The organism is Peribacillus asahii (genome assembly GCF_003570725.1).
Taxonomy (GTDB): domain Bacteria; phylum Bacillota; class Bacilli; order Bacillales; family DSM-1321; genus Peribacillus; species Peribacillus asahii.
On sequence record NZ_QWVS01000015.1, the window covers coordinates 143,235 to 168,168 of the forward strand.

The window sequence follows — 24,934 nt, forward strand, 5'->3', positions numbered from 1 at the left end:
GTACATATCCACCAAATGACTAATATAGGATTTATGAACTATATTAAATCCATAAATCACCTTTATACCCCTCTCAAACAGAGACTTTAGACATAAATGTTATACATTTAATTATAACTAGTTTAAAATAAAATTTCCGCATAAAATGAATAAATCCTAAATATTTCGTGCACCTTCAAGTTTGAATTGCCTTATTTTTTTCACAATCTCTTTTACTAAGAACAAACTAACCTTGACTTAAAATATTTAATATTATACAATACTCTTTGTGTAAAATATTGCAGCCTATGTGATAGCCTTTGTGCTTTCATTTTGTTCCTCTCTATTATAAGAGGTGTATCGTGTAACCCTTAGCTGCTAGGGCGATGGTACATGAAAACAAAATGTCCATGATTGTTTATTCACACGGTTTTTATTTTACCCAAATAAAAACATTTAAAGGAGGAGTCATCTTATGGCTCGTTATACAGGTCCAAGCTGGAAATTATCTCGTCGTTTAGGAATTTCCTTAACAGGTACTGGTAAAGAATTAGAAAAACGCCCTTACGCTCCAGGACAACACGGTCCTAACCAACGTAAAAAAATCTCTGAATACGGTTTACAATTACAAGAAAAACAAAAACTTCGTCATATGTACGGAGTAACTGAGCGTCAATTCCGTAACCTATTCGATAAAGCTGGTAAGCTTCAAGGTAAACACGGTGAAAACTTCATGATTCTTCTTGAATCACGTCTTGACAACGTAGTATACCGTCTTGGTTTAGCTCGTACTCGTCGTGCGGCTCGCCAACTTGTAAACCACGGACACATTCTTGTAGATGGTCAACGCGTTGATATTCCATCTTACAAAGTTCTTCCTGGTCAAACAATTGCTGTTCGTGAAAAATCACGTAATGCAGTTGCTATCAAAGAAGCAGTTGAAGTGAATAACTTCGTACCTGATTTCTTAACGTTTGATGCAGACAAATTAGAAGGTACTTTCACTCGTTTACCAGAGCGTTCTGAATTACCTGCTGAAATTAACGAATCTCTTATCGTTGAGTTCTACTCTCGTTAATAGAAAAAAGTGGTTCCATCCTCAGATGGAGCCGCTTTTTTTATTATTAGGCTTTATCCTACACTTAAAGGGCAGCACCCCCTACTAATAGAAGTTTCACTTTCTTATATTTAACGTATCCTATATTTAGGAAATACTATTTCCCTATTTAAAAAGCCGGCCAAACAAGGCCGGCTTTCTTCTATTATTATTCACTTATTTTACTAACGTATATTTCTTCTTTCCTCGACGAATGAGCATAAACTCTCCTTCGATTTTATCCACTTCTGTCACTACATACGCTAAGTCCGTTATCTTCTCTCCATTAATAGAGATTGCCCCATTTTGAATATCTTCACGTGCCTGACGTTTCGAGGGCGAAATTTTCGCTTCCACAATTAAATCAACAAGGCTAATTTCTTCCTGACTCTCACGCACATAGCTTGGCACATCTTTAAAACCGACTTTAATTTCAGCTGCACTTAAGTTCTTTACCTCTCCGCTAAATAATGCAGCAGAAATTTTAATCGCTTGATCCAACGCTTCTTGGCCATGAATTAAACGTGTCATTTCTTCCGCTAACGCTTTTTGTGCTTTACGTAAATGCGGCTCGGTTTCAACTGCTTGTGCTAATTCTTCAATCGCTTCATGAGATAAGAATGTGAAGTATTTTAAATATTTCACGACATCTGCATCGGCTGTGTTAATCCAAAATTGGTAGAACTCATAAGGGGTTGTTTTTTCCGGGTCTAACCAGATTGCTCCACCTTCTGTTTTACCAAACTTTGTTCCATCTGCTTTTGTTACAAGCGGAATGGTCATTCCAAAAGCTTTAGTCTCTTCATCATGTGCTTTACGAATCATTTCTAAACCTGTTGTAATATTCCCCCATTGGTCGCTGCCGCCAATTTGTAATTTACAATTATAGTTATCATATAAATGATTAAAATCTAGCCCTTGTAAAATCGTGTATGCAAATTCTGTGAATGAAATCCCTGTTTCAAGGCGAGATGCAACTGTATCTTTCGCAAGCATATAATTCACCCCGATATACTTCCCGTAATCGCGAAGGAATGTCACCACATCAATTTTGCCAATCCAGTCATAGTTATTAACCATCACCGCTCCATTTTCTCCTTCAAAGCTGAAGATACTTTGTAATTGGCCTTGTAAACAACGAGCATTATGCAATACTTTTTCTAGTGTTTGCAGCGAACGCTCCTCCTTCTTCCCACTCGGGTCACCAATTAGACCAGTTGCTCCGCCGACTAATACAAGGGGACGATGACCATGTTGTTGAAAGCGACGCAATGTCAAAAACGGTAATAAATGCCCAATATGCATACTATCAGCCGTCGGATCAACTCCACAGTATAAAGAGATTTTCTCGTTCTCTAATAGCTCTTTCATCCCTTCTTCATCTGTTTGTTGGTACATAATTCCTCTCCACTTGAGATCTTGTAATAAATCCATTATTTTTTTCCTCCTTTTTATAAGAAAAACCGTCACCGTTCCTTGGCTTCCCATAAATAATTTTTCAAACATAATATTTATTAGAGTCAAGGAGACACCCGATAGGCATAAGACAAGTCGCTTACCGATAAGCTTTTGCCCTTCCGAAGCGATTGGCTTATGACCCAAAAGTGGCAGGTATAAGGTTAGACATCGAAACGTATCGAAAATTTGATCTTTTAAACAAACAAAAAACGCCCCTTCATATACATGAAGGGACGAATTATATTCGCGGTACCACCCAACTTGAGAACTAAAAAAAATCCTCCGCTTAATGCGAATAACGGTCGCAACCCGATTCCTGCTACTTCAATGTTCACAGCAACTGCTCCAGGGAGTAATTCATCTCACTATATGTACCGATTTACACCAACCACCGGCTCTCTAACACAGGGATAGCTTGACTACTGAATCCTATCATCACTTTAATCATTTATCTAAATGAATTTTTATCATATATTTCATTCGGTGTCAACCTATCATCTCATCATATATTCCCATATTATTGAAGTTGTCTGTTTAACAGTTGATTGTATGCTATAATATTAGGTGATTTTAGGGGGTATGATACGATGAGTAATAATCAAGATGGATGGAAGAGGTTTATATACTTCTTAAAAAATAAAAAAACACAAAAGGCAGCTAGAGTCAGTTATTTAGTAACTTGGAATCTAGTACTCCTTCTCATCATCGTTGGTATTCTTGGATTTTCTTTTGCCGGAGGGGTCGGTGCTGGTTATTTCGCAGCCCTCGTAAAAGATGAACCAGTACGTTCAAAAGAAGATCTACAAAAAGAAATTTACAACTATGAAGAAACATCAGAAGTGTATTTTGCAGACGAAGTCTATCTTGGAAAACTTAAATCTGATTTAGAACGAATTGAAATACCGATTGAAAGCATGTCTGACAATCTAAAAAAAGCAGTGATTGCAACTGAGGATGAATATTTTTATGAGCATCAAGGGGTTGTACCGAAAGCAATTTTACGAGCAATCTATCAAGAGTTTACAAATGCCCCTATTCAATCCGGTGGAAGTACATTAACACAGCAGCTCATTAAAAACCAAGTGTTAACGGATGAGGTATCATTCGATCGAAAAGCAAAAGAAATTCTACTTGCACTTAGAGTCGAGAAATTCTTTGAAAAAGATGAAATTCTAGAAGCCTATTTAAACGTCTCAGCGTTCGGACGCAACTCTTCTGGACGTAATATTGCTGGTGTACAGTCTGCCGCTGAAGGATTGTTCGGAAAAAATGCAAAAGACTTAACACTTTCACAAGCAGCGTTTATTGCTGGTTTACCTCAAAGTCCATTTGGCTATACTCCATATACACAACAAGGAACACTTAAAGAGGACTTAACTCCTGGAGTTTCACGTATGAAAACGGTATTAAAACGAATGCGAGATAACCATTCTATTACACAAGCAGAATATGAAAAAGCTCTAACCTATGATATTACAAAAGACTTTATCGGTAAGAAACCTCTGCCATCTGAAAAGTATCCATGGTTAACGGTCGAAATTGAAAAACGTTCTATCGAAATTCTTACTACGATTTTAGCTAAAGATGATGGATATGAAGAAAGCGACTTGCAAAAAGACGAAGATTTATATCAACAATATGTCACATTAGCTGATCGAAATTTACGCCAAAATGGCTACAAAATTTATACAACAATTGATAAAAAGATTTACGATAGAATGCAAGAAGTAACAAAAAACTATCCAAACTTCGGATACGATAAAACGGAAGAAGTAACGGATTCAGAGACGAAAGAAAAGAAAATCGTCAAAGAGCCAGTAGAAGCTGGTGCAGTATTGATTGAAAATAAATCAGGTAAAATTATCAGCTTTGTCGGCGGGCGCGATTTTAATCGCGAACAAATAAATCATGCGACAGCAGCCGTTCGCTCAAACGGTTCAACGATGAAACCATTAGTAGTCTATGCACCAGGTATTGAGCTTGGTAAGATTTCTCCAGGGAGCGTAGCAGCGAATGTACCTGTTTCAATCAATGGATGGAAACCTGGTAACTATGGCGGCGGCGGTTATAGCGGTGTGGCAACCGCACGCGAAGCACTCGCGAAGTCATATAACGTACCAGCTGCTTTATTTTATAAAAGTATTCTTAATCAAAAACCGGTTAAATATTTGGAGAAAATGGGATTTTCCAGCTTAGCAAAAGCCGATTATGAGAATCCATCTGTATCACTCGGTGCCTTAGAAAAAGGAGTAACCGTTGAAGAGAACGTCAATGCCTATGCAACTTTTGCAAACGGTGGAAAATTTATTGATGCTTATATGATTGATAAAATTGTCAAAAAAGATGGTGAGGTCGTTTATGAACATAAACCAAAGAAAGTCGATGTCTTTTCGCCTCAAACTGCTTATTTAACAATTGATATGATGCGCGATGTCATCTCAAACGGAACAGCGACTTCTGTCCGTAATCGCCTTGCTTTTTCTAGTGATTGGGCAGGTAAAACCGGGACATCTCAAAATTTCCGAGATGCTTGGTTCGTTGCAACGAACCCGAATGTCACATTTGGAACATGGATTGGCTATGACACACCTAAATCATTACAAGGCTTGTATAATGGCCTTGAATATAATAAACGAAACCTATATTATTGGGCAGATCTTATGAATGCTGCTTATCAGGTCAAACCGAAACTTGTTGATCCAGAGAAGAGCTTTAAAATGCCAAGCGGAATTGTCAGTCGTTCATTCTGTGCTGTTTCCGGATTGCTAGCTTCTGAAGCTTGTCAAAAAGCTGGATTTGTTAGAACAGATCTTTTTATTTCTAAACATGTACCAACCAAAATTGATAATAGTTTCACAGATGGCCAATATGTTCAAGCAGGGGCAAAACGCTATGCAGCTCTTCCTCAAACACCAAGTGAATTTAGAAGCGGCGGCATGATGCTAAGCCCAGATCTTCTTGAGAGCGCCGGCTTTAAATATGTAATAGATCGAGGCAGCCTGCTTCCAACTAGCGGACCATCGAATGGAGTCGCTGCAGCAACAGCTAAGTTAAACGATAATGGTAAAACACCAGCTCCGCCTAGCGTCAATGTTCAAGGGAACACTCTCGTATGGAGTCAACATCCTGAGGGAGATGTAATCGGCTATCGAATTTATCGTAACGGTAAAAAAGCGGGCAGTCTTCAAGCCAATGTCTCTATGTCCTTTACGATGTCTGGCGGCGGTTCATATTATGTAACGGCGGTTGATATCGTCGGCAAGGAGTCTGGTGCATCCGCAGCCGTAGGTGTCCAAAGTCAAGGAAAAAAACAACAAACTAAGGAAATGACATCCGAAGAAACTGCATCAAAGCAAGAATCAACGGATTCAACTAAAAATCCGGACCGAAAAGCTGATTCAGAAATTAATCAAGAAACAACGGAGCCTGCAGCTCCAAACCAAACAAAAGAAACACCTGAATCAACTAAACCGACCGATTCACAAACAAAACCTGTAGAACCTGCAGAGTAAAGTATGAAGAAAGAGGCATCCAACTGGATTAGCCTCTTTTTCATGTTCTCCTCAAATTAAATAAAACTGGTCACTTCTGACTTTAATCTTCCATTGACGATAAATCACCTGCTGGCAAATCAAGTTCCCAAGCCTTTAAAACACGACGCATAATTTTTCCACTTCGAGTTTTTGGAAGCTTATCGCGAAATTCAATTTCGCGCGGTGCTGCATGTGAAGCAAGGCCTAACTTAACAAATTGACGAATGTCTTCGATTAATTGCTCAGTAGGTTCATACCCATCGCGAAGAGCAATGAACGCCTTAATGATTTCACCACGAACTGGATCAGGTTTTCCGATTACCCCCGCTTCCGCAACAGCTGGGTGTTCGACTAATTTACTTTCTACCTCAAATGGTCCAACACGTTCACCAGAAGTCATAATGACATCATCGACGCGTCCCTGAAACCAGAAGTAGCCATCCTGATCCATATAAGCAGAATCTCCAGATACATACCAATCCCCTTTTAGAAAATAAGAATCATATTTTTGTTGATTATTCCAAATTGTCGCCATCATAGCTGGCCAACCTTTTTTAATCGCAAGATTCCCCATTCGATATGGTGGCAGCTCTCTTCCTTGATCATCAACAATCGCGGCCTTCACTCCCGGAATTGGTTTCCCCATCGAGCCCGGCTTAATTTCCAAACAAGGATAATTACAAATTAGTTGTGCACCTGTTTCCGTCATCCACCACGTATCATGGATGCGACGCTCGAATACTTTCATCCCCCAACGAATAACTTCCGGATTAAGCGGCTCTCCTACACTAAGTACATGCCTGAGCGAACTTAAATCAAATCGCTTCACTATCTCATCGCCAGCACCCATGAGCATCCTAAACGCTGTTGGAGCACTATACCAAACCGTTACTCCAAACTCTTCAATAATCTTATACCACGACTCTGGTTTAAAACGACCTCCTGCGACTACAATAGAAGTTCCCGTAAGCCACGGTCCGAAAACCCCATAAGCAGTCCCTGTAACCCAGCCTGGATCAGCTGTACACCAATAAACATCTTCCTCCTTCATATCAAGTACCCATTTCACCGTTTGATAATGCTGAATCATTGCATTGTGAACATGGAGAACCCCTTTTGGCTTTCCAGTCGATCCTGACGTATAATGAAGCGTAAGTCCGTCCGTTCTTTCCACCCAAACTATATCAAACTGACGATCCGCTTCTTTCATTCTTTTATTCAAGTCGTAACATTTATCTTTTTCTTCAATATTCTCTCCTACTAAAAAGATATATTGTAAATGTGGAAGATCTTTAACTGGTACACGTGATAATAACTCAGGCGTCGTGACAATTGCCTTTGCTTCACTATCTAACAGACGATCTCGAACAGCTCCCTCCATAAATGCTTCAAATAAGGGACCAACAATTGCCCCAAGCTTAATCGCACCAATTAAAGCAAAATACAATTCCGGAGAGCGAGGCATAAAAATAAATACACGATCCCCCTTCTTTATATCTGCTACATCTTTAAGTACATTCGCTGCTTTATTCGTTTGTTGCTGTACTTCTTTAAATGTATATTTTTCATTTCGCTCATCATCTTTATAATAAAGGGCAACTTTATTCTTCTTAGAAGTGTTAGCATGCCGGTCTATCGCTTCATAAGCCAAATTTAGCTTCCCTGTTTCAAACCAGGAAAAAGCTCGCTCCGCATCTGACCAATCAAACTGCTTGTACACTTCATCATAATTTTGCAAATTAAATTCATCCGCTATTATTGGCAACGTTTTCAATATCATGCAACCTCCCTTTATTAACGTTTCATAATTTCATATATATTACGTTTATCATGATTTATTTCTAAAATTAGAGAAAAAGAAATGAAGCTTCCATCAGCGGGGGTCTTACTGCCCGTTAAGAGTGGGATAAAAACCTTACATGGCTGTTAATTATGAAATAGTTTTATAACGATTGTAAAAAAGTTAAAAAAATAAAAAATAATTGCTAAATTTATAAAATTTACATACTATTTTTCATGTATAATATTTCAAGAATGTAATTTTTAAAAGCTATGTTAATGAATATTATTGATTCCCAAAATTAATAACACCATTTAACAGAGCTTTTTTAAAAGAGGTGAATCAATGAAGCATACAAAAACCTACTATGCGAAGGAGTTAGAAACAACAAATGGTACATTGCTTATCGAAGGACCTATTTCTGCCGAACAACTAAGTTCCCTTCACTTTCATGAAGACCTCGTTGCTTTTCGCCCTCCATTACAACAGCACAAAGCTTTAATAGAAATTGCTAGTTTACCAGAAGGACGCATTATTATCGCGCGTCATGAAAACACAATTGTCGGCTATGTAACCTTCTTATACCCTGACCCGTTAGAACGTTGGTCGGAAATTAAGATGGAGGATTTAATTGAGCTTGGAGCAGTTGAAGTCATTTCTTCATTTCGCGGTGCATCTGTTGCCCAAAATTTGCTACGTGTAGCTATGATGGATGAAGAGATGGAAAATTATATCATCATTACCACAGAATATTATTGGCATTGGGATTTAAAAGGAACTGGATTAAACATATGGGATTACCGGAGAATGATGGAAAAGATGATGAGTGCAGGAGGACTTACCTATTTTGCAACCGATGATCCTGAAATTTGCTCACATCCTGCCAACTGCCTCATGGCAAGAATCGGAAAAAATGTCCCGCCAAAATCTGTTCAAACATTTGATCAGCTACGCTTTATGAACCGCTTTATGTACTAATACGGTGATTTAAGAGGAGGAAGAACAATGATTGTTGAAAAGATGATGACCAAAGATGTTATAACTCTAGCCCCAACAGATACCATTTACAGCGCACTCTTACTTATAAATGAAAAAAAAATCCGCCACATTCCAATTGTCGATCAAAACAATTATTTAATTGGTTTAGTAAGCGACCGCGATCTTAGAGACGCTACTCCATCCATCTTTCGCACCGAAGAATTTAAAGAAGATTTATACAGACCGATTAGTTCGATTATGAAAACAAATATTATTTCAGGACACCCACTCGACTTTGTAGAGGAAATCGGCGCTATTTTTTGTGAAAACAATATTAGCTGCCTTCCGATTGTAAAAGAAAAGAAACTAGTAGGGATTATTACAAGCTCAGACTTATTACAGGCTTTTATCGAATTAACGGGAGTCAATAAACCTGGTTCACAAATTGAAATTAAGGTTCCGCATAAACCAGGCGTCCTCTATGACATTTATGGTATTTTCAAAAAGCGAAATATAAATATACATAGCGTACTCATCTATCCAGAGAAAGCTGATGATACATCTCAAATACTCGTCGTTCGCGCTCAAACGATTAATCCATTTATCGTCGTAGAGGATTTACGAAAAGAAGGCTATGAAGTCCTTTGGCCAACTGTATCGGGGCAATCCCTATGAGTCATGATGCACTATATATCCATTCAGAAGATTTATTAACATATAAATTTCGGGAAGATCATCCATTTAATCAAAAGCGGCTACAGCTAACACTTGATTTGTTACAAAAACATGGAGCGATAAATGATAGACAAATTATTCAACCACGAATGGCCACTATTGAAGAATTAGAGCTCGTCCATGATGCTCAATATGTCCAAGCCGTCCAGCTTGCAGGTCAAGGACAGCTATCAATAGAAATTGCACAAAACTACGGAATCGGTACAGATGATACACCGATTTTCAAAAATATGCATGAAGCAAGCGCACTTATTACAGGAGGTACGTTAACAGCTGTTGATGCTGTTATGACAGGACACGCCCTGCATGCATTCAATCCAGGCGGCGGATTGCATCATGGCTTTCGCGGTAAGGCATCAGGCTTTTGTGTCTACAATGACTGTTCCGTTGCTATTAAATATTTACAACACAAGTATAACGCACGTGTTTTATATGTTGATACCGACGCCCATCATGGGGATGGTGTACAGTGGTCCTTTTATGATGATCCTGATGTATGTACACTATCCATTCATGAAACAGGACGCTACTTATTTCCTGGTACCGGAAACATAAATGAACGAGGTCAAGGAAAGGGCTATGGTTATTCCTTCAATATACCAGTCGATGCCTTCACAGAAGATGAATCATGGCTTGATTGTTATCGCACATCATTGAGGGAAATTATGGACTTCTTTAAACCAGATGTCATCCTCACTCAAAATGGAGCAGATTCTCATTATTATGATCCGTTAACACATCTATCAGGAACAATGAAGATATATAAAGAGATTCCGAAACTTGCACATGAACTTGCTCACAAATATTGCGGAGGACGCTGGATTGCAGTTGGCGGAGGCGGCTACGATATTTATCGTGTTGTCCCTCGCGCCTGGTCGCTCGTCTGGCTTGAAATGACGAATAATTCAAACAATAGCGGTCCTCTTCCAAAAGACTGGATTAATCGTTGGCAACCGGAATCGGAAGAACTACTTCCAAGCGAATGGGACGATATGGACAACATCTATGAGCCGATTCCGCGAAAAGCAGACATTACAGAAAAAAACGCTCAAACATTAGCTAAAGCGCTGCACCCGATTCGTTCATCTCAGAAAACTACGAATCAGTTTTAAACTTGTAACAAATAGAGAAGCACTCGGACGTCCGAGTGCTTTTCACTGACTTTTGATGTATGCGCGATTTCCTAACAGCTTATTTTGTAGATTGTCTCTCTTCAATTCGATGTGGCAGAATAACATTATCTAAGCCATTAACTTCTTCCTTGTTCATCAACTTCGTTAACAATCGCATCGCTACGGCACCAATGTCATAAAGTGGTTGAACGATTGTTGAAATTTGTGGACGCACCATTAAAGTTAATCGTGTGTTATCAAAGCTAATGACTTCAAAATCGTCAGGCACATGCAAACCTTTATCTTGAGCTGCATGGACAATACCAAGCGCCATTTCATCTGCTGCTACAATAATAGCACTCGGCTTATCCGCCACTTCTACAAGCCTTTCAAAACATTCAATACCTGAATTATAGGTATAGTCTCCTTCGACAATAAGTACATCATCAAAAGGAAGGTTTGCTTCTTGTAAACCACGTTTGTAACCTGCTATTTTTTGAATATTAATTGGATCAGTCAGATTACCCGAAACAAAAGCAATGCGTGTGTGCCCTTTCGCAGCAAAAGCTGACACGGCATCAAACGCTGCTGCTTCATAATCAATATTTACCGATGGAATTTCATGTTTCGCCCCTTCTTCAATTGAACCAGCAAGAACAATTGGTACCGGTGAATTTTTAAATTCCTTCACATGCTCATCCGTGATATGACTGCCCATAAACACGATGCCATCAACTTGTTTCCCTAACATCGTATTTAATAAGTGAAATTCCTTATCTCTATTTTCATCCGAATTACTTAAAATAATGTTGTATTTATACATCGTAGCGATATCTTCAATTCCTCGTGCTAACTCAGCAAAGAAAATGCTTGAAATATCAGGAATAATCACACCAACTGTCGTCGTTTTCTTGCTCGCAAGTCCTCTTGCTACCGCATTTGGTCGATATCCTAGGCGTTCAATAACATCTGATACTTTTTTTCTTGTGGCTGGTTTTACGTTTGGATTGCCATTTACTACGCGAGAAACCGTCGCCATGGAAACATTTGCTTCGCGGGCTACATCATAAATGGTTACATTATTCATAATCCCATTCCTCCATTTCAATTATTTTCTCCATTAAAGACTACAATTATTTTGATTTTCGTTTTATCTGTATCTAAACATATTTATTTAGTTCTTAAACTATGTGAATAAATGCACAAACAAAGTTTGCAAATGATTAATCCTATTATGATATTTATCATACGATAGACGTTTCTTTCCTGCAATTACTTTATTCTTTTTAAAGCTCCTATTAGTTGATTTTCGATTTATTCCGTAAGAAACCAAAGTTTGATACCCTAACAATCTACAAAAAGGCCCTTACTGTAAATAGTAAGGACCTTACTAGTTGCTATTTTCTATTAAACCGTCACCCAGTTTAAACGTTTAATTTCATCATAAAATGCATCGAATTGCTTCAAATCCATTTGCTGTGCTGAATCAGATAGAGCAACAGCTGGATCCGGATGCACTTCAGCCATCACGCCATCTGCTCCAATAGCAAGTGCTGCCTTTGCTGCCGGAAGTAAAAGATCACGACGTCCTGTTGAATGCGTTACATCAACCAATACAGGTAAATGCGTTTCTTGTTTTAAAATTGGTACAGCTGTAATATCTAACGTATTTCTTGTCGCTTTCTCATACGTACGGATTCCGCGCTCACAAAGAATGATATTGCTGTTTCCCTGTGCCATAATGTATTCCGCAGCATGAATGTATTCATCGATTGTTTCTGACATACCACGTTTTAAAAGAACAGGCTTCTTCGTTGAACCAGCCGCTTTTAACAAGTCAAAGTTTTGTGCATTACGAGCACCAATTTGAATTACATCGATGTAATCAAGTGCCGTTTCGATATCATCTGTACTTACAATCTCACTAATGACGGCTAATCCATATTCATCTGCAACTCTTTTTAAAATTTGAAGTCCTTCAAGACCAAGTCCTTGGAAGTCATATGGAGATGTACGTGGCTTGTACGCACCACCGCGCATTAATTTTAAGCCTTTTGCCTTAATTGCTGCTGCAACAGCTGCTGTTTGTTCATACGATTCAACCGCACAAGGTCCGAAAATAAAACTTGGAACTCCATTACCAATTAATTCACCATTTAAATTGATAATCGTATCTTCTTGTTTCTGTTTTCTAGACACAAGCAATGCTTTCTTTTTATTTTCATCTTGAATATCTAATCCAAGTTTAAAAATTTCTTTAAAAATATGCTTAATAGACGCAAGATCTAATGGTCCTTCATGTTTCTCCTCAATGAGATCTAGCATTTTTCTTTCACGAACTGGATCGTAACGGTTTACACCTTGCTTTTCTTTTACTCGGCCAATTTCTTGAGCGAGTTCAGCTCGTTGATTAATAAGATGTAATAACTGAAGATTAATCTCGTCTAGTTGATCACGTAGTACGTCAAGCTCCTTGTTGCTCATTACAAATCCATCCTTCCGTTTTTAAATTAGCACTGGACCAATTATTCTTAATCATCATAGGATTTCGAAAATTTCAATTCATTATTAGCCAGCCTTATTTTCTTCATATATTTTGCCATATTTCATGTATAATTGAAATTATTATAAATGATAAGAACCTAAATGTCACTTAATTTTTACTTTATCAATTAAACGCTTTTAAGCATTAAAGAATGATTTTCACAAAAGAAGGTGTCAGCTATATGACAGAAACATTATTTGCCCTCGATATTGGAACAAGATCTGTTGTAGGCATTATATTAGAAAAATTATCAGAAAGCTATAAAATTATTGATATTTTATCACAAGAACATGCAGAACGAGCAATGCTGGACGGACAGATTCATGATGTCACGGCCGTTGCTAAAATCATTCAACAAATTAAAGAGCAACTTGAAGAAAAGCATGGACCTCTAAAGAAAGTGTCTGTTGCGGCAGCGGGACGAGCACTCAAAACAGAAAAAGCGACAATAACTATGAATATTAAAGGAAAGCCTATGCTATCACATGAAGATATTCTTCACCTCGAATTCAGTGCCGTTCAAGAAGCTCAATATCTAGTAGCTCAAAAGAATCAAACCAATTCCACTTATTACGGTGTTGGTTATTCCGTTTTATACTATCGACTAGATGGACAAGAGATTGGAAGCTTAATCGACCAAACTGGTGAAGAAGCATCTGTTGAAATTATTGCAACATTTCTTCCAAAAGTGGTCATTGAATCTTTGCTTGCGGCTTTGAAACGAGCTGGTTTAGAAATGCAAGCTTTAACACTCGAACCCATTGCTGCTATCAATGTATTGATTCCACCATCTATGCGCCGCTTAAATGTAGCATTGGTTGATATTGGCGCTGGAACGTCCGATATTGCTTTAACAGATTCAGGCACAGTCATTGCCTATGGAATGGTACCAATCGCTGGTGACGAGATTACGGAAGCGATTAGCGACCATTTATTACTCGACTTTCCACTTGCAGAAGAAGCGAAACGGAAGCTTATAACGAATGATGTGATTACAGTGACGGATATTCTTGGCTTTCAGGTCGATGTATCCAAAGAAGAAATCCTTCACAATATTCAGCCTGCGCTCAATCGTTTGGCTGATTCTATTAGTCAAGAAATTCTTGAATTAAATAATGGGAAGGCTCCTAAAGCTGTCATGCTTGTGGGCGGAGGCAGTCAGACCCCTGAACTAACAAAACTCATCGCTAAACGACTGGCTTTACCAGAAAATCGCGTCGCTATTCGCGGAATTGAAGCGATACAACATGTACAGTTCTCTGCTCATGTACATACAGGGCCTGAGCTTGTGACGCCGATTGGCATTGCTATTGCAGCGAATAAAAGCCCCATTCAATATATGAGCATTCTCGTAAACGGACAGCCTATCCGTCTATTTGATATGGAACAAACAAACGTTTCTGATTGCTTGCTTACTGCTGGTATTAAGTTGAATAAACTATATGGAAAGCCTGGAATGGCTAAAATCGTGCACTTTAATGGACAGCAAATTACCATACCTGGTGAACATGGAACTCCTCCAAAAATTTTATTAAACGGAGTAGAAATTGCCCTTGATGCAGCAGTCAAAAACGAAGATATCATCGAAGTGACAAAAGGAGAAGATGGCCATACGGCTACATTATGTATTCATGACCTGATTGATCATATACCAAGTAAAAAAGTAACGATAAACGGCGTGACCTATATAATAGAAGCAACCATTGCAAGAAATGGATCGATTGTGACGAGGAAAGAATTCATCGAAGATCATGATGTTATTACATGCTCAATCCCAGAAACCATTGAAGAACTATTGCAGACACTGCAATTACATGAGTTACTGCGCTTAATACAGCCGTTTCAAATTGATTTAAACGAAAAAATACATAAAGCTCCTAGCATTAAAGGATGTATTTATAAAAATAACATAGAAGTAAAAGAAAGAACTAGTTTTGAGGACGGCGATATTATTCAGGTCTTACCCCCAAAGTCATTAACGCTAGTAGAACTAGCCGAAGCTCTAGATATTCAACTTACATACTCCATTCCAATCACGTTTAACGGAAATAAGGTAATCTTAACAAAATCTTTAGCCGAATTTTTCCGCGGGGAAACACGATTATCGCCATCCGACATGATTCAAGTTGGAGAGAACTTAAGCTATGTGCAGCATAAACTGGAACCGTTTATCTTTCAAGATTTGTTCCGACATGTGGATATTGATATGCCGCAACATACTTCCAGCCGGTTTATTTTAATGAAGAATAATCAAGAAGCAACCTTCCATGAAACATTAGCGCCTGGGGATCAATTAAAGATTCTTTGGCCAACAACGATTCAATAAGAAAAGCGGAACCGGCTCGTTCAGATCACGTAGAAAATAGAAAGAGGCCCAAAAAGGAGCTCTTTGCCTTTTGGTGACTCTTTGTAAACGATAAACTAGAATCAACAGTTTTCCTAAAATAGAAATAAACAGATTTCAACAAATAAGATTAAACAGTTCCCCATTACATGATCACTTTTAATAAACTAAATGTAGTCTATTGAAAGTGAGGAATTAGGAGTGAACCGTTTTATGATTTACATCGAGATCCATCGACTATACAAAGAGGGTTTCTCAAAGAGTGCTATTTCTAGAAAACTGAATATATCGAGAAATAGGGTGATAGATTATTTGAATAAGAGTCCGGGGGATTTTGAAGAATTTCTTAGTTCATTAAGGACACGGGAGAAGAAGTTAGACCTGTATCAGCGAGAAATATTAGATTGGCTTAGAGAATATCCAGATCTTACTGGTGCTCAAGTATATGATTGGCTAGAGGAGAAATTGGGAGTTAAAAATGTTAGTGAAAATACTGTGCGTAATTACTTAAATGAGATGAGAGATTTTTATCACATTCCAAAAACAAATGTAAGTCGCACATACTCTTCTGTTCCTGAGCTTCCAATGGGCCAACAAGCACAAGTGGACTTTGGTCAGACTGTTGTGAAGGATAAACAAGGAAATAATAAACGGCTCTACTTTATCGCTTTCGTGCTTTCGCATTCGAGATATAAATATGTTGAGTGGCTGGATCGTCCATTCCGAACCAGCGATGTCATTCGTATGCATGAGAATGCTTTTCACTATTTTGAGGGAATGACGGAAGAAATGGTGTATGATCAGGATGCGCTTTTAGCAGTCAGTGAAAATGCAGGAGACCTTATCATGACCTCTGAATTCACAAAGTATCATCAAGTACGCCAATTCCATATTTATCTTTGTAGAAAGAGTGATCCAGAATCGAAAGGTAAAATTGAACAAGTTGTTAAATTCGTTAAAAACAACTTCAGTAAAAACAGGATATTTGGCAGCCTAGCAGATTGGAACCTTTCTTGTCAGGCATGGTTAAAACGGACAGGAAACTATAAAGTTCATCATAATACAAAAAAGAGACCTTCTGAAGTGCACGCCCTGGAAAAGCAACACTTAAAGAAAGTCTCTGGTACTTACATATTTGAGAATGTTCTCGTACCTAGTATAACAAGAACGATACAAAAGGACAATGTCATTCGATACGAAGGAAACCGATACAGTGTCCCACGAGGGACATACAGACCTGATGCCCCTAATATTGCCTATCTTCAAGTGGATGAAAACGATCTATACATTCGTCTTAAACAGACAGGCTCTATATTGGCGAAGCATCGAATATCACAAGGGAAAGGTCTTGTCATATCAGATCCTTCACATCGTGAAAGGAGTACATCTAAGAGAGAGATGTTAATTCTCCAAATAGAGGAAGTTTTTATAGATAAAGAAAACTTCCAATGGCTGATTGAGCAATTAAAAAGGAGATATCCTCGCCATTTAATCGATCAATTAAAGGTTCTTCAAGGCACTATCAAGAGTTACCCGAATCATATCGAACAAGCACTTATAGAAATGAGAAGGCTCAAGATGACTAGTGCAAATGATTTTAGAGATATTGCACACTCTCTTTTTGTGCAATCCCAAAAAGCATCTCCTTCAGCTATTGAACTGAATCAGAAATATAAAGACCTTGTCGCACCAGAACGTTCTGAAGACATTTATTTAAAAGTCTTGGCTGGAGGTAAAAATGAATGAACCATCCGTTTGAAGAATTACAAGATAAATGCCGCACTCTGCGTCTCGCAGAGACGGCTAAGGAACTACCAACCCTCCTTCGGGAGGCAGAATCTAAAAATTGGACGTATCACGAACTTATTTTTAATCTATTAAACTATGAAATCCATTGTAGAGAGATCAAAAGTATTGAAAGGCTAATGAAATGGGCTGAGTTCCCAGAAAAAATGACCTTTGAGAGCTACGACTTGAAAGAACAATCTGCCGTAGGAGAGAAACAACTCAATGTATTAAAGGAGTTAAATTGGATTGATGAGTACTTTACATTAATCATGATGGGACCAACTGGTGCAGGTAAAACCCATTTATCCATTGCTTTAGGTATCCATGCCGTAGAGAAAGGTTACCAAGTATCCTTTGTCTCCATGAGTCAGCTTATGTATATCCTAAAATCTAGGGAATATATAAGTAAATCTAAGACTCGTTATAAAAGGATTATCACTTCGGATTTAATCATTATTGATGACGTTATGTATATGACGTATGAGGCCGAGGAAGGAAATCTATTCTTTCAGTTTATTTATGACCTATACGACAAGGCAGCTTTCATATTAACCTCTAATAAAGGACCAGGAGAGTGGGGGAAGTTTCTAGGTGACCCCACTCTAACAACAGCCATCCTAGATCGTCTCTTACATCGGAGTGAGATTTTGACCTTCGATAAAGAGGCAGACAGTATTCGAATGAAATATAGAAAAGTATTATTTGATTCTCAAACTGTTGAATCTTAATTGTAGAAAACCGTTGTAACTTATTTTTGGAAAACTGTTTAATTCTACTTGACGGTTACACTCTTATCTTTTTCACCGTGATCTAGCCGGTGGAGCTAGACAATAGGAAAAGCAGATGCCTTGTTTAGCTGACAACTACACACTCATTGATTTAGCTGCTATTCACTAAAACTACTAAAGCAAATGCTGCTTGAAGAACACTTATCTTCTCCACCGTTTCATGAAGTGAAAAGTCAAAACGTCCTATAATAGCGAAACGCAAAAAAGGTTGATTCAAAAGTACTTGAATCAACCTTTTTATGACTTACTTCGGTAAATTTTCCGTTAAAGACTCATTTTTAATTCTCCAATGAGAATCATTCCATGTTGGTTTTCCTTGCTTAAAGAAAATCGCTTGTGGAGATTGGTGCTTAATATCAAATGTTTCAGCAATATAGTTAGAAAGCGGGCGTGCTTCCTGTACAGCTAAGTAGGCTGTCGCTAATTGTGGGTGCTCAGCAATAAAGGTTTGATATTCTTCAAATGCCTCTGCACTTACTGGACACGTTAAGCTATGTTTAAAAAATAATACCGTGTCGTTTTGAAGTAACTCATTAAATTGCTCTTCTGTTTCAATTTTCGTTAATGTCATTGGTGAATGAACCCCTTTCATTTTTCACATTTCATAATAAAGCGGTGAAGTTATCGTACCACTTCACCGCGCTATCTGACAAATGATTCAACTTTTAAGACTGAAGCTCTTTTTCCGTTTCATCAAAGGCTTGCTGTGCTTCATCAAGCTTTATTTGTACCTCTTCTTCAAGTGTACTTGCAATATCCGCCTCACTCGTTGCTGCGGGTTCGCTTTCCCCCGCTTCAACTTCAAGTTCTTCTACCGCTTTCTCTGCCCTTAAGCTCCTCACTTTGCCAACTATGGCTGATGACTTGCTTGTGACAAGTTCAGTTACATTGTTTTTCTTTTCTCTAGCGGTTTCTGTAAGATCTTGACGGAGTTTTCCTGTTTTTTCTGATATTACCCTAGCTTGCTCAGTAATATCGTTTCTTAAGTCTCTCCCTGCTTTAGGAGCAACAAATAGAGCTGTTGCTGCACCAAGCATACCACCTATTAAAGCACCGATAATAAAATCTTTTGAATTGATGGAGTTGCGATCTTCCTCATACGTTTTTTGAACTTCTTTCTGAGTCATAGCCATTCTCCTTTCAATTTTAAAAATTATGATCTTGCTCGTAAAAACCTTCTTTTTGGGGATGCTTCTTTTCCTTCTTGTTCATTCGACGATTCTGGTTGTTGCTTTCTTGCCTTCCACTTATCGCGCATCTCTAAGGCAATATTTCCCCACTGCACGATTTGTGAAATTTTTTCTTGATTGTTGTCGATCTCGGTTATCACTTTATTCGAAACCTTCTGAATAGAAGTATTGAAGCTTTGGATTGACGTACCAACTTCTTTCACAGCAATAACAGCTGTGTTTAAGTTTTCGGATTTCTGCTTTAAATCCTCTGCTAAAGCATTGGTTTTATGTAATAATTCTGTTGTTTCTGTCGTAATTCCCTTCAGTTGACCCTCTAATCCAGTTAATGTATGTGCAACACTGTTTAACGTAATTTGCAGCGATGTTAATGTCTTCGCTACATATATAACAAGCACGAGAAAAGCAATCGCAATAATTGCCGCACTTATATACAAAATAATCTCCATAAGACACCTCCAAAATATCCAATACGCCTATCGAGACATATCATTCTATAGATCATTATTTTAACTCTATCTATTCAATATACTCTATTATATCAATCACAGGAAACTTTTCTAACCGTTTATATGACATTTTAAATAGCATAAATGTTTTTCCTTTTTTTTACATTCTACAACCAATCCAAAATTCCTTTTACATTTTCCAAAATACGTTAAAAAATATTATAAAAGAAAAGATAATCGACTTACCTAGACAACAATTCATCATATTATACATATTCCTTATTATATAGCAGATTTTTAGCCCATTTCATATAAGACCGTAATCTCACGCTTGACCAACAATATTGTTTAACTCGACCTATTAAAAAATGCCTCTAAATTATAAATTTAGAGGCATTTTTTTCTATTACTTCACTTGTAATAATTGCTCATAGGCCACCTGGAACTTTTGAATATCTCCAGCACCCATAAAAAGAATAACGCTATTTTCATGTTGTTGTAAAACAGATGTTTCATCTTCTTTAAGCAACTTAGCACCTGGAATTTTCTCTTGAAGATCTTCAATAGAAAGTTTTCCTTGGTTTTCACGAGCGGATCCAAATATATCACATAAGTACACTTTATCAGCTAAATTTAAACTATCTGCAAATTGAGTAATAAATTTTTGTGTTCTTGTAAACGTATGTGGTTGGAAAACAGCCACAATTTCACGGTTTGGATATTTTTGACGTGCTGAATCAATAGTCGCCGTAATCTCTGTTGGATGATGTGCATAATCATCAATTAAAATTTGACTACCGATTTCTTTTTCCGTAAATCGACGCTTTACCCCACCAAATGTTTTCAAGCGAGCTTTTATTACTTCTGTATCTAAGTGCTCGTATTTACAAAGGGCGATCACACCTAAAGCATTTAGTACACTATGTTTTCCGAATGTTGGAATCGTGAATGTTTCATAAAAGGTATTACGGACATACACATCAAACGTTGTACCTTCTTCTGTAACAGAAATATTTTTTCCTTGAAAGTCATTTTCTTCAGCAAAACCATATAGAATGACAGGTACTTTCGCTTGGATGCTTTGTAATTGTTCATCATCTCCGCATGCAATAATTCCTTTGTTCACTTGTAAAGCCATTGTTTGGAATGCATCAAAAACATCTTCAATGTTTGCATAATAATCAGGATGATCAAAATCAATATTCGTCATAATGGCATAGTCTGGATAATACGAAAGAAAGTGCCGACGATACTCACACGCCTCAAATACGAAATACTCCGATTGCTCAACGCCTTTTCCTGTCCCATCACCAATTAAATAGGAAGTGGGCTTCACTCCACCCATTACATGGGCAAGTAATCCTGTTGTCGATGTTTTCCCATGCGCGCCAGTAACCGCTACACTTGTAAAGTTTTTCAAAAAGTCACCAAGGAAACGATGGTAACGAACAATCGGTAATCCTAATTCTGTAGCCCGCATAATTTCAGGATGGGTATCCGGAAATGCATTCCCCGCAATAACTGTCATGCCTGGCTTAATATTTTCTTCACTAAACGGAAGAATTGTAATTCCTGCTTTTTCTAAAGCTATTTGTGTAAAAAATTGTTTTTCATAATCGGAACCTTGTACTTCCAATTTTAAGTCATGAAGTACTTGTGCTAACGCACTCATCCCCGATCCTTTAATTCCCACAAAATGGTAAACAGTCATATGAAGAACCTCCACCAATCGTCTATCTGTATGACAGTATATGACGTCATTCGTTTATTTGTTTTCTGCACAATTTATCATTTCTTCAATATTTATTAATCAACAAATCAATATTATATCACTTTTTTTTTCATTCAACCATGTCAGCCAGATGGTATTTCAACATGACTTTGGTTTTTCTTGATAATTATCCCTTATTCGATTTCTTATTATATACAATTGAAGCCATATAGGTTCAATGATTTGCTGAATTCGCATCAAGCAAAAATTCTAATTCTTCCTCAGAAATCAATACTTCACGAGGTTTACTTCCTCTTGATTCAGAAATAATTCCTTGCTGCTCCATCATCTCTATTAACCTTGCAGCCCTGTTATATCCTACACGAAAACGCCGTTGAATGCTTGAGGCCGAAGCAGCATGTTGGCTTACAACAAACTCACATGCTTCTAAAAATAATTCATCTGTGTCTTCTGTCACTTGAGCCCGACTTAATAAATCTTCCTGCTCAAATAAATAGTTCGGTTGTTGTTCATTTTTAACATGATTCACAACTTGATCAATTTCATCATCACTGACGAATGTACCTTGCAAGCGCACGGTTTTCGATGATCCATTTTCAGCAAATAACATATCGCCGCGACCAAGCAACTTTTCCGCACCGCCACTGTCAATAATCGTGCGCGAGTCTACTTGTGAAGATACAGAAAAAGCGACCCTAGTTGGAATATTGGCCTTAATTAACCCAGTAATAACATCCACTGATGGGCGCTGTGTAGCGACAATTAAATGAATGCCGCAAGCACGCGCTTTTTGAGCAATTCGACAAATTGCTTCCTCCACATCTGCTGGAGACATCATCATAAGGTCAGCTAATTCATCGATAATAATGACGATATATGGCAGCTTGTTCGAATATTGACGGGCAAGTTCAGCTTGTTCATTAAACTTCGTAATATCTCGAACACCTGCGTGTACAAATAATTCATAGCGGCGCTCCATCTCCTCAACCGCCCATTTTAAAGCCGCTGTTGCCGCTTTAACATCCGTAATAACAGGACTAACTAAATGAGGAATTCGATTATAAGGCGCAAGCTCAACCATCTTAGGATCAATTAACATTAATTTTAACTCCTGAGGTGTCGCTTTATATAAAAGACTAACGAGCATCGTATTGATGCATACACTTTTCCCTGATCCTGTTTGCCCTGCAATTAAACCGTGCGGCATTTTACGCAAATCGGTTACAATCGGTTGACCAGCAATATCAAGCCCCATCACAACGGCCAATGGAGACGGGTGATTTTGGAATACATCACTTTCTAATACTTCGCGTAAAAAAACCGCCTTACTTTTTCGATTTGGAATTTCAATCCCGATTGTATGCTTACCTGGAATAGGTGCTTCCATTCGCATATCCTGGGCAGCCAAACTTAATTTAATATCATCCATTAAGTTTGTTACTTTACTCACCTTCACACCAGGCTCTGGATACACCTCAAACTGCGTAACTGCCGGGCCTTGTGTAACATTGACAACTTTCGCACGAACATTGAAGTTTTTCAATGTTTCGTTTAATAAAATCATTTGCTCCTCTAACCATTCGTCATCATTCTCCGTCATTGTTGGAGGTGTAAGCAATTCGATATCAGGAAACATGTAGTATGGATTTTCTCCCACTTCTTCAGGTGAATCTGTTCCGATAGAAGTATTTGCTTGTTCAACCTGTTCTGTTTCGACAATATTTTCCACAATTGGTTCTGCTTCAACGATGTTGTCCGGCACTAGTTGAATAATCGGTGCCTCTTCTTCTCTACTCGCCAACTCTGTTGCTTCCATCTTGGGCTTTTCTTCAATATTTGGCGTTGTGGAAGCCGTTTTCGGGACAGCACTTCTTGTAACTGGCACAACCTTTTTACTTGTTCCTTGATAACTCGGAAAGTTCATACGCTTATGATCTTGCTTTAGCATAACAACATTAAATGGAATATGTTTTTTTCGCGGTTGTTCCTTCTTTGTTTCCCCTACTCTCGTATCTGCGGCTGCAGGCCCTACTTTCTCCTCTGCAGCAACAGCAACAACAGGTTGAACAACCTCATTCGCCTCTTTCTCCATTACCGGCGGGTCTATCGATTCTGCTGCGTCACTCTTTCGATAAACAGCGGGAATTTCCAATTCCTTCTCTAAGTGATTAGAAGATACAGGCTCTACTTTCTCCTCTGCAACAGCAGGTTGGACAACCACAGGCTCCTCTTTTTCTATCACTCGCGGGTCTATCGATTCTTGTACGTTACTCTTTCGATAAACAGCGGGAATTTCTAATTCCTTCTCTAGGTGATTAGAAGATGCAGGCTCTACTTTCTCCTCTGCAACAGCGGGTTGGACAACTACAGGCTCCTCTTCCCCTATTACCGGCAGTTCTATCAATTCTGCTGCGTCGCTCTTTCGATAAACAGTTGGAATTTCCGATTCCTTCTCTAGGTGGTTAGAAGATGCAGGCTTTACTTTCTCCTCTACAACAGCGGGTTGGACAACCACAGGCTCCTCTTTTTCTATCACTCGCAGGTCTATCGATTCTGCTGTGTTGCTCTTTCGATAAACAGTTGGAATTTCCGATTCCTTCTCTAGGTGGTTAGAAGATGCAGGCTTTACTTTCTCCCCTGCAACAGCGGGTTGGGCAACCACGGGCTCCTCTTTTTCTATCACTCGCGGGTCTATCGATTCTGCTGTATTGCTTTTTCGATAAAGTACTGGAATTTCCGACTCCTTCTCTAGTTGATAAGAAGAATCGGGGGTCGTTTCTAATTCGAACTCTACAACTTCCTCTCTCTGCCTTACTTGCTTCTGCGGTCGATGAAACCCATAAATCGGAGAAGGAATTTCTGTCGGGCGAAACGGTTTTTTCGGTGTAACGGATTTTAATTCTGATTCAGGATGAGCTGGCCTTGCTGCTGTAGCAGAAAGCTTTTGATTAACCTTTTCTTGAAGAGGGACTTTCTCTGGTATTCGCGTCTCATCCTTCACGCGATTATTACGTATCTTTCTTTTCGGTAATGGCTCTTCATCGGGAATCAGCGGAAATTTAAATTGTCCTTTTGGATATTGATACAAAACTTTCGTATCCGGGTCATTCATCGATGTACTTTTACGCTGTAAAGTTTGTTTCTCTTGTATATGTTCTCTTGGAAGCTTAACCGCCTCTCGGTTCTTCACTTCATCAAAATCTGGCTCTTCATCTATGACAATTTCTTCTATCTCGACAGTCTCTTCTACTAAAAACCAATTTTTCATTTTTTTGAACCATTTCAAAATTTATCACTCTTTCTAGCTTATTATGAAGTTAATTCTACCAGTAATTTATAAAATATCGAGTAAAATTGTGTAGATTAGGAAATTGTATGTATTTTTTCATAAGAATCTCCATGAAACTATTTCTATTATAGTAGTCCT

17 protein-coding genes and 1 other annotated feature are annotated in these 24,934 nt (G+C 38.3%); of the genes, 8 read left to right on the plus strand and 9 right to left on the minus strand.

The genetic code is table 11. From position 1 onward, the window contains the following. Positions 1–454: 454 nt before the first annotated feature. Positions 455–1,057 (plus strand): 30S ribosomal protein S4, encoded by a 603-nt coding sequence (gene rpsD, locus D1953_RS09145; protein ID WP_119116874.1) that lies wholly within the window; start codon positions 455–457, stop codon positions 1,055–1,057. A 195-nt stretch (positions 1,058–1,252) separates the two neighbouring features. On the opposite strand, the gene tyrS is transcribed toward rpsD, so the two are convergent. After that, positions 1,253–2,509: a tyrosine--tRNA ligase gene (gene tyrS / locus D1953_RS09150; protein ID WP_119116875.1), complete on the minus strand. Its 1,257-nt coding sequence runs from the start codon at positions 2,507–2,509 to the stop codon at positions 1,253–1,255. A 250-nt stretch (positions 2,510–2,759) separates the two neighbouring features. After that, positions 2,760–2,978, minus strand: a binding site (T-box leader). A gap of 142 nt (positions 2,979–3,120) precedes the next feature. On the opposite strand from tyrS, the gene D1953_RS09155 reads away from it, so the two are divergent. Then, on the plus strand, positions 3,121–6,045 hold the full coding sequence (locus tag D1953_RS09155) for a transglycosylase domain-containing protein (RefSeq protein ID WP_119116876.1): 2,925 nt from the start codon (positions 3,121–3,123) through the stop codon (positions 6,043–6,045). Positions 6,046–6,127: 82 nt separating this feature from the next. Here D1953_RS09155 and acsA read toward each other — a convergent pair whose 3' ends face one another. Next, positions 6,128–7,846 carry an acetate--CoA ligase gene (gene acsA / locus D1953_RS09160; RefSeq protein ID WP_119116877.1) on the minus strand — a complete coding sequence of 573 codons (1,719 nt, stop codon included), beginning with the start codon at positions 7,844–7,846 and terminating at the stop codon, positions 6,128–6,130. A 345-nt stretch (positions 7,847–8,191) separates the two neighbouring features. On the opposite strand from acsA, the gene D1953_RS09165 reads away from it, so the two are divergent. Genes D1953_RS09165 through D1953_RS09175 form a run of 3 tightly spaced genes read left to right on the plus strand, consistent with a single transcriptional unit; the run spans position 8,192 to position 10,671 of the window. Then, positions 8,192–8,824, plus strand: a complete 633-nt coding sequence (locus D1953_RS09165; RefSeq protein WP_119116878.1) for a GNAT family N-acetyltransferase — start codon at positions 8,192–8,194, stop codon at positions 8,822–8,824. Positions 8,825–8,851: 27 nt separating this feature from the next. Beyond that, positions 8,852–9,499, plus strand: a complete 648-nt coding sequence (locus tag D1953_RS09170; protein ID WP_119116879.1) for an acetoin utilization AcuB family protein — start codon at positions 8,852–8,854, stop codon at positions 9,497–9,499. Continuing rightward, positions 9,496–10,671 carry an acetoin utilization protein AcuC gene (locus D1953_RS09175; RefSeq protein ID WP_119116880.1) on the plus strand — a complete coding sequence of 392 codons (1,176 nt, stop codon included), beginning with the start codon at positions 9,496–9,498 and terminating at the stop codon, positions 10,669–10,671. Before D1953_RS09170 ends, D1953_RS09175 begins: the two co-directional genes overlap by 4 nt. 79 nt (positions 10,672–10,750) lie before the next feature. Here the strand turns inward: D1953_RS09175 and ccpA are convergent, their stop codons facing one another. Together ccpA and D1953_RS09185 are read right to left on the minus strand one after the other, a co-directional pair. Beyond that, positions 10,751–11,758, minus strand: a complete 1,008-nt coding sequence (ccpA, locus tag D1953_RS09180) for a catabolite control protein A (protein WP_119116881.1) — start codon at positions 11,756–11,758, stop codon at positions 10,751–10,753. A gap of 320 nt (positions 11,759–12,078) precedes the next feature. Beyond that, positions 12,079–13,155: a bifunctional 3-deoxy-7-phosphoheptulonate synthase/chorismate mutase gene (locus D1953_RS09185; RefSeq protein ID WP_119116882.1), complete on the minus strand. Its 1,077-nt coding sequence runs from the start codon at positions 13,153–13,155 to the stop codon at positions 12,079–12,081. Between the two features lie 242 nt (positions 13,156–13,397). On the opposite strand from D1953_RS09185, the gene D1953_RS09190 reads away from it, so the two are divergent. From D1953_RS09190 to istB, 3 genes are all read left to right on the plus strand, one after another. After that, on the plus strand, positions 13,398–15,542 hold the full coding sequence (locus D1953_RS09190) for a cell division protein FtsA (RefSeq protein WP_119116883.1): 2,145 nt from the start codon (positions 13,398–13,400) through the stop codon (positions 15,540–15,542). A 231-nt stretch (positions 15,543–15,773) separates the two neighbouring features. Further along, a complete protein-coding gene (gene istA / locus D1953_RS09195; protein WP_119116884.1) occupies positions 15,774–17,306 on the plus strand; it encodes an IS21 family transposase in 1,533 nt (510 codons plus the stop codon). After that, positions 17,303–18,076, plus strand: a complete 774-nt coding sequence (gene istB, locus D1953_RS09200; RefSeq protein WP_119116885.1) for an IS21-like element helper ATPase IstB — start codon at positions 17,303–17,305, stop codon at positions 18,074–18,076. Before istA ends, istB begins: the two co-directional genes overlap by 4 nt. 304 nt (positions 18,077–18,380) lie before the next feature. Here istB and ytxJ read toward each other — a convergent pair whose 3' ends face one another. The 5 genes from ytxJ to D1953_RS09225 form a co-directional block, all read right to left on the minus strand. Further along, positions 18,381–18,707 (minus strand): bacillithiol system redox-active protein YtxJ, encoded by a 327-nt coding sequence (gene ytxJ, locus D1953_RS09205; protein WP_119116886.1) that lies wholly within the window; start codon positions 18,705–18,707, stop codon positions 18,381–18,383. A gap of 94 nt (positions 18,708–18,801) precedes the next feature. Next, the gene (locus D1953_RS09210) at positions 18,802–19,263 is read right to left on the minus strand and encodes a YtxH domain-containing protein (RefSeq protein WP_182480553.1); all 462 of its coding nucleotides are present in this window, start codon (positions 19,261–19,263) and stop codon (positions 18,802–18,804) included. Between the two features lie 26 nt (positions 19,264–19,289). Then, positions 19,290–19,775 (minus strand): DUF948 domain-containing protein, encoded by a 486-nt coding sequence (locus tag D1953_RS09215; protein ID WP_119116888.1) that lies wholly within the window; start codon positions 19,773–19,775, stop codon positions 19,290–19,292. A 406-nt stretch (positions 19,776–20,181) separates the two neighbouring features. Further along, positions 20,182–21,486 carry a UDP-N-acetylmuramate--L-alanine ligase gene (murC, locus tag D1953_RS09220; protein ID WP_119116889.1) on the minus strand — a complete coding sequence of 435 codons (1,305 nt, stop codon included), beginning with the start codon at positions 21,484–21,486 and terminating at the stop codon, positions 20,182–20,184. 235 nt (positions 21,487–21,721) lie between these two features. Continuing rightward, positions 21,722–24,793, minus strand: coding sequence for a DNA translocase FtsK (locus D1953_RS09225; protein WP_119116890.1), 3,072 nt, complete (start codon positions 24,791–24,793; stop codon positions 21,722–21,724). Positions 24,794–24,934 lie beyond the last annotated feature (141 nt).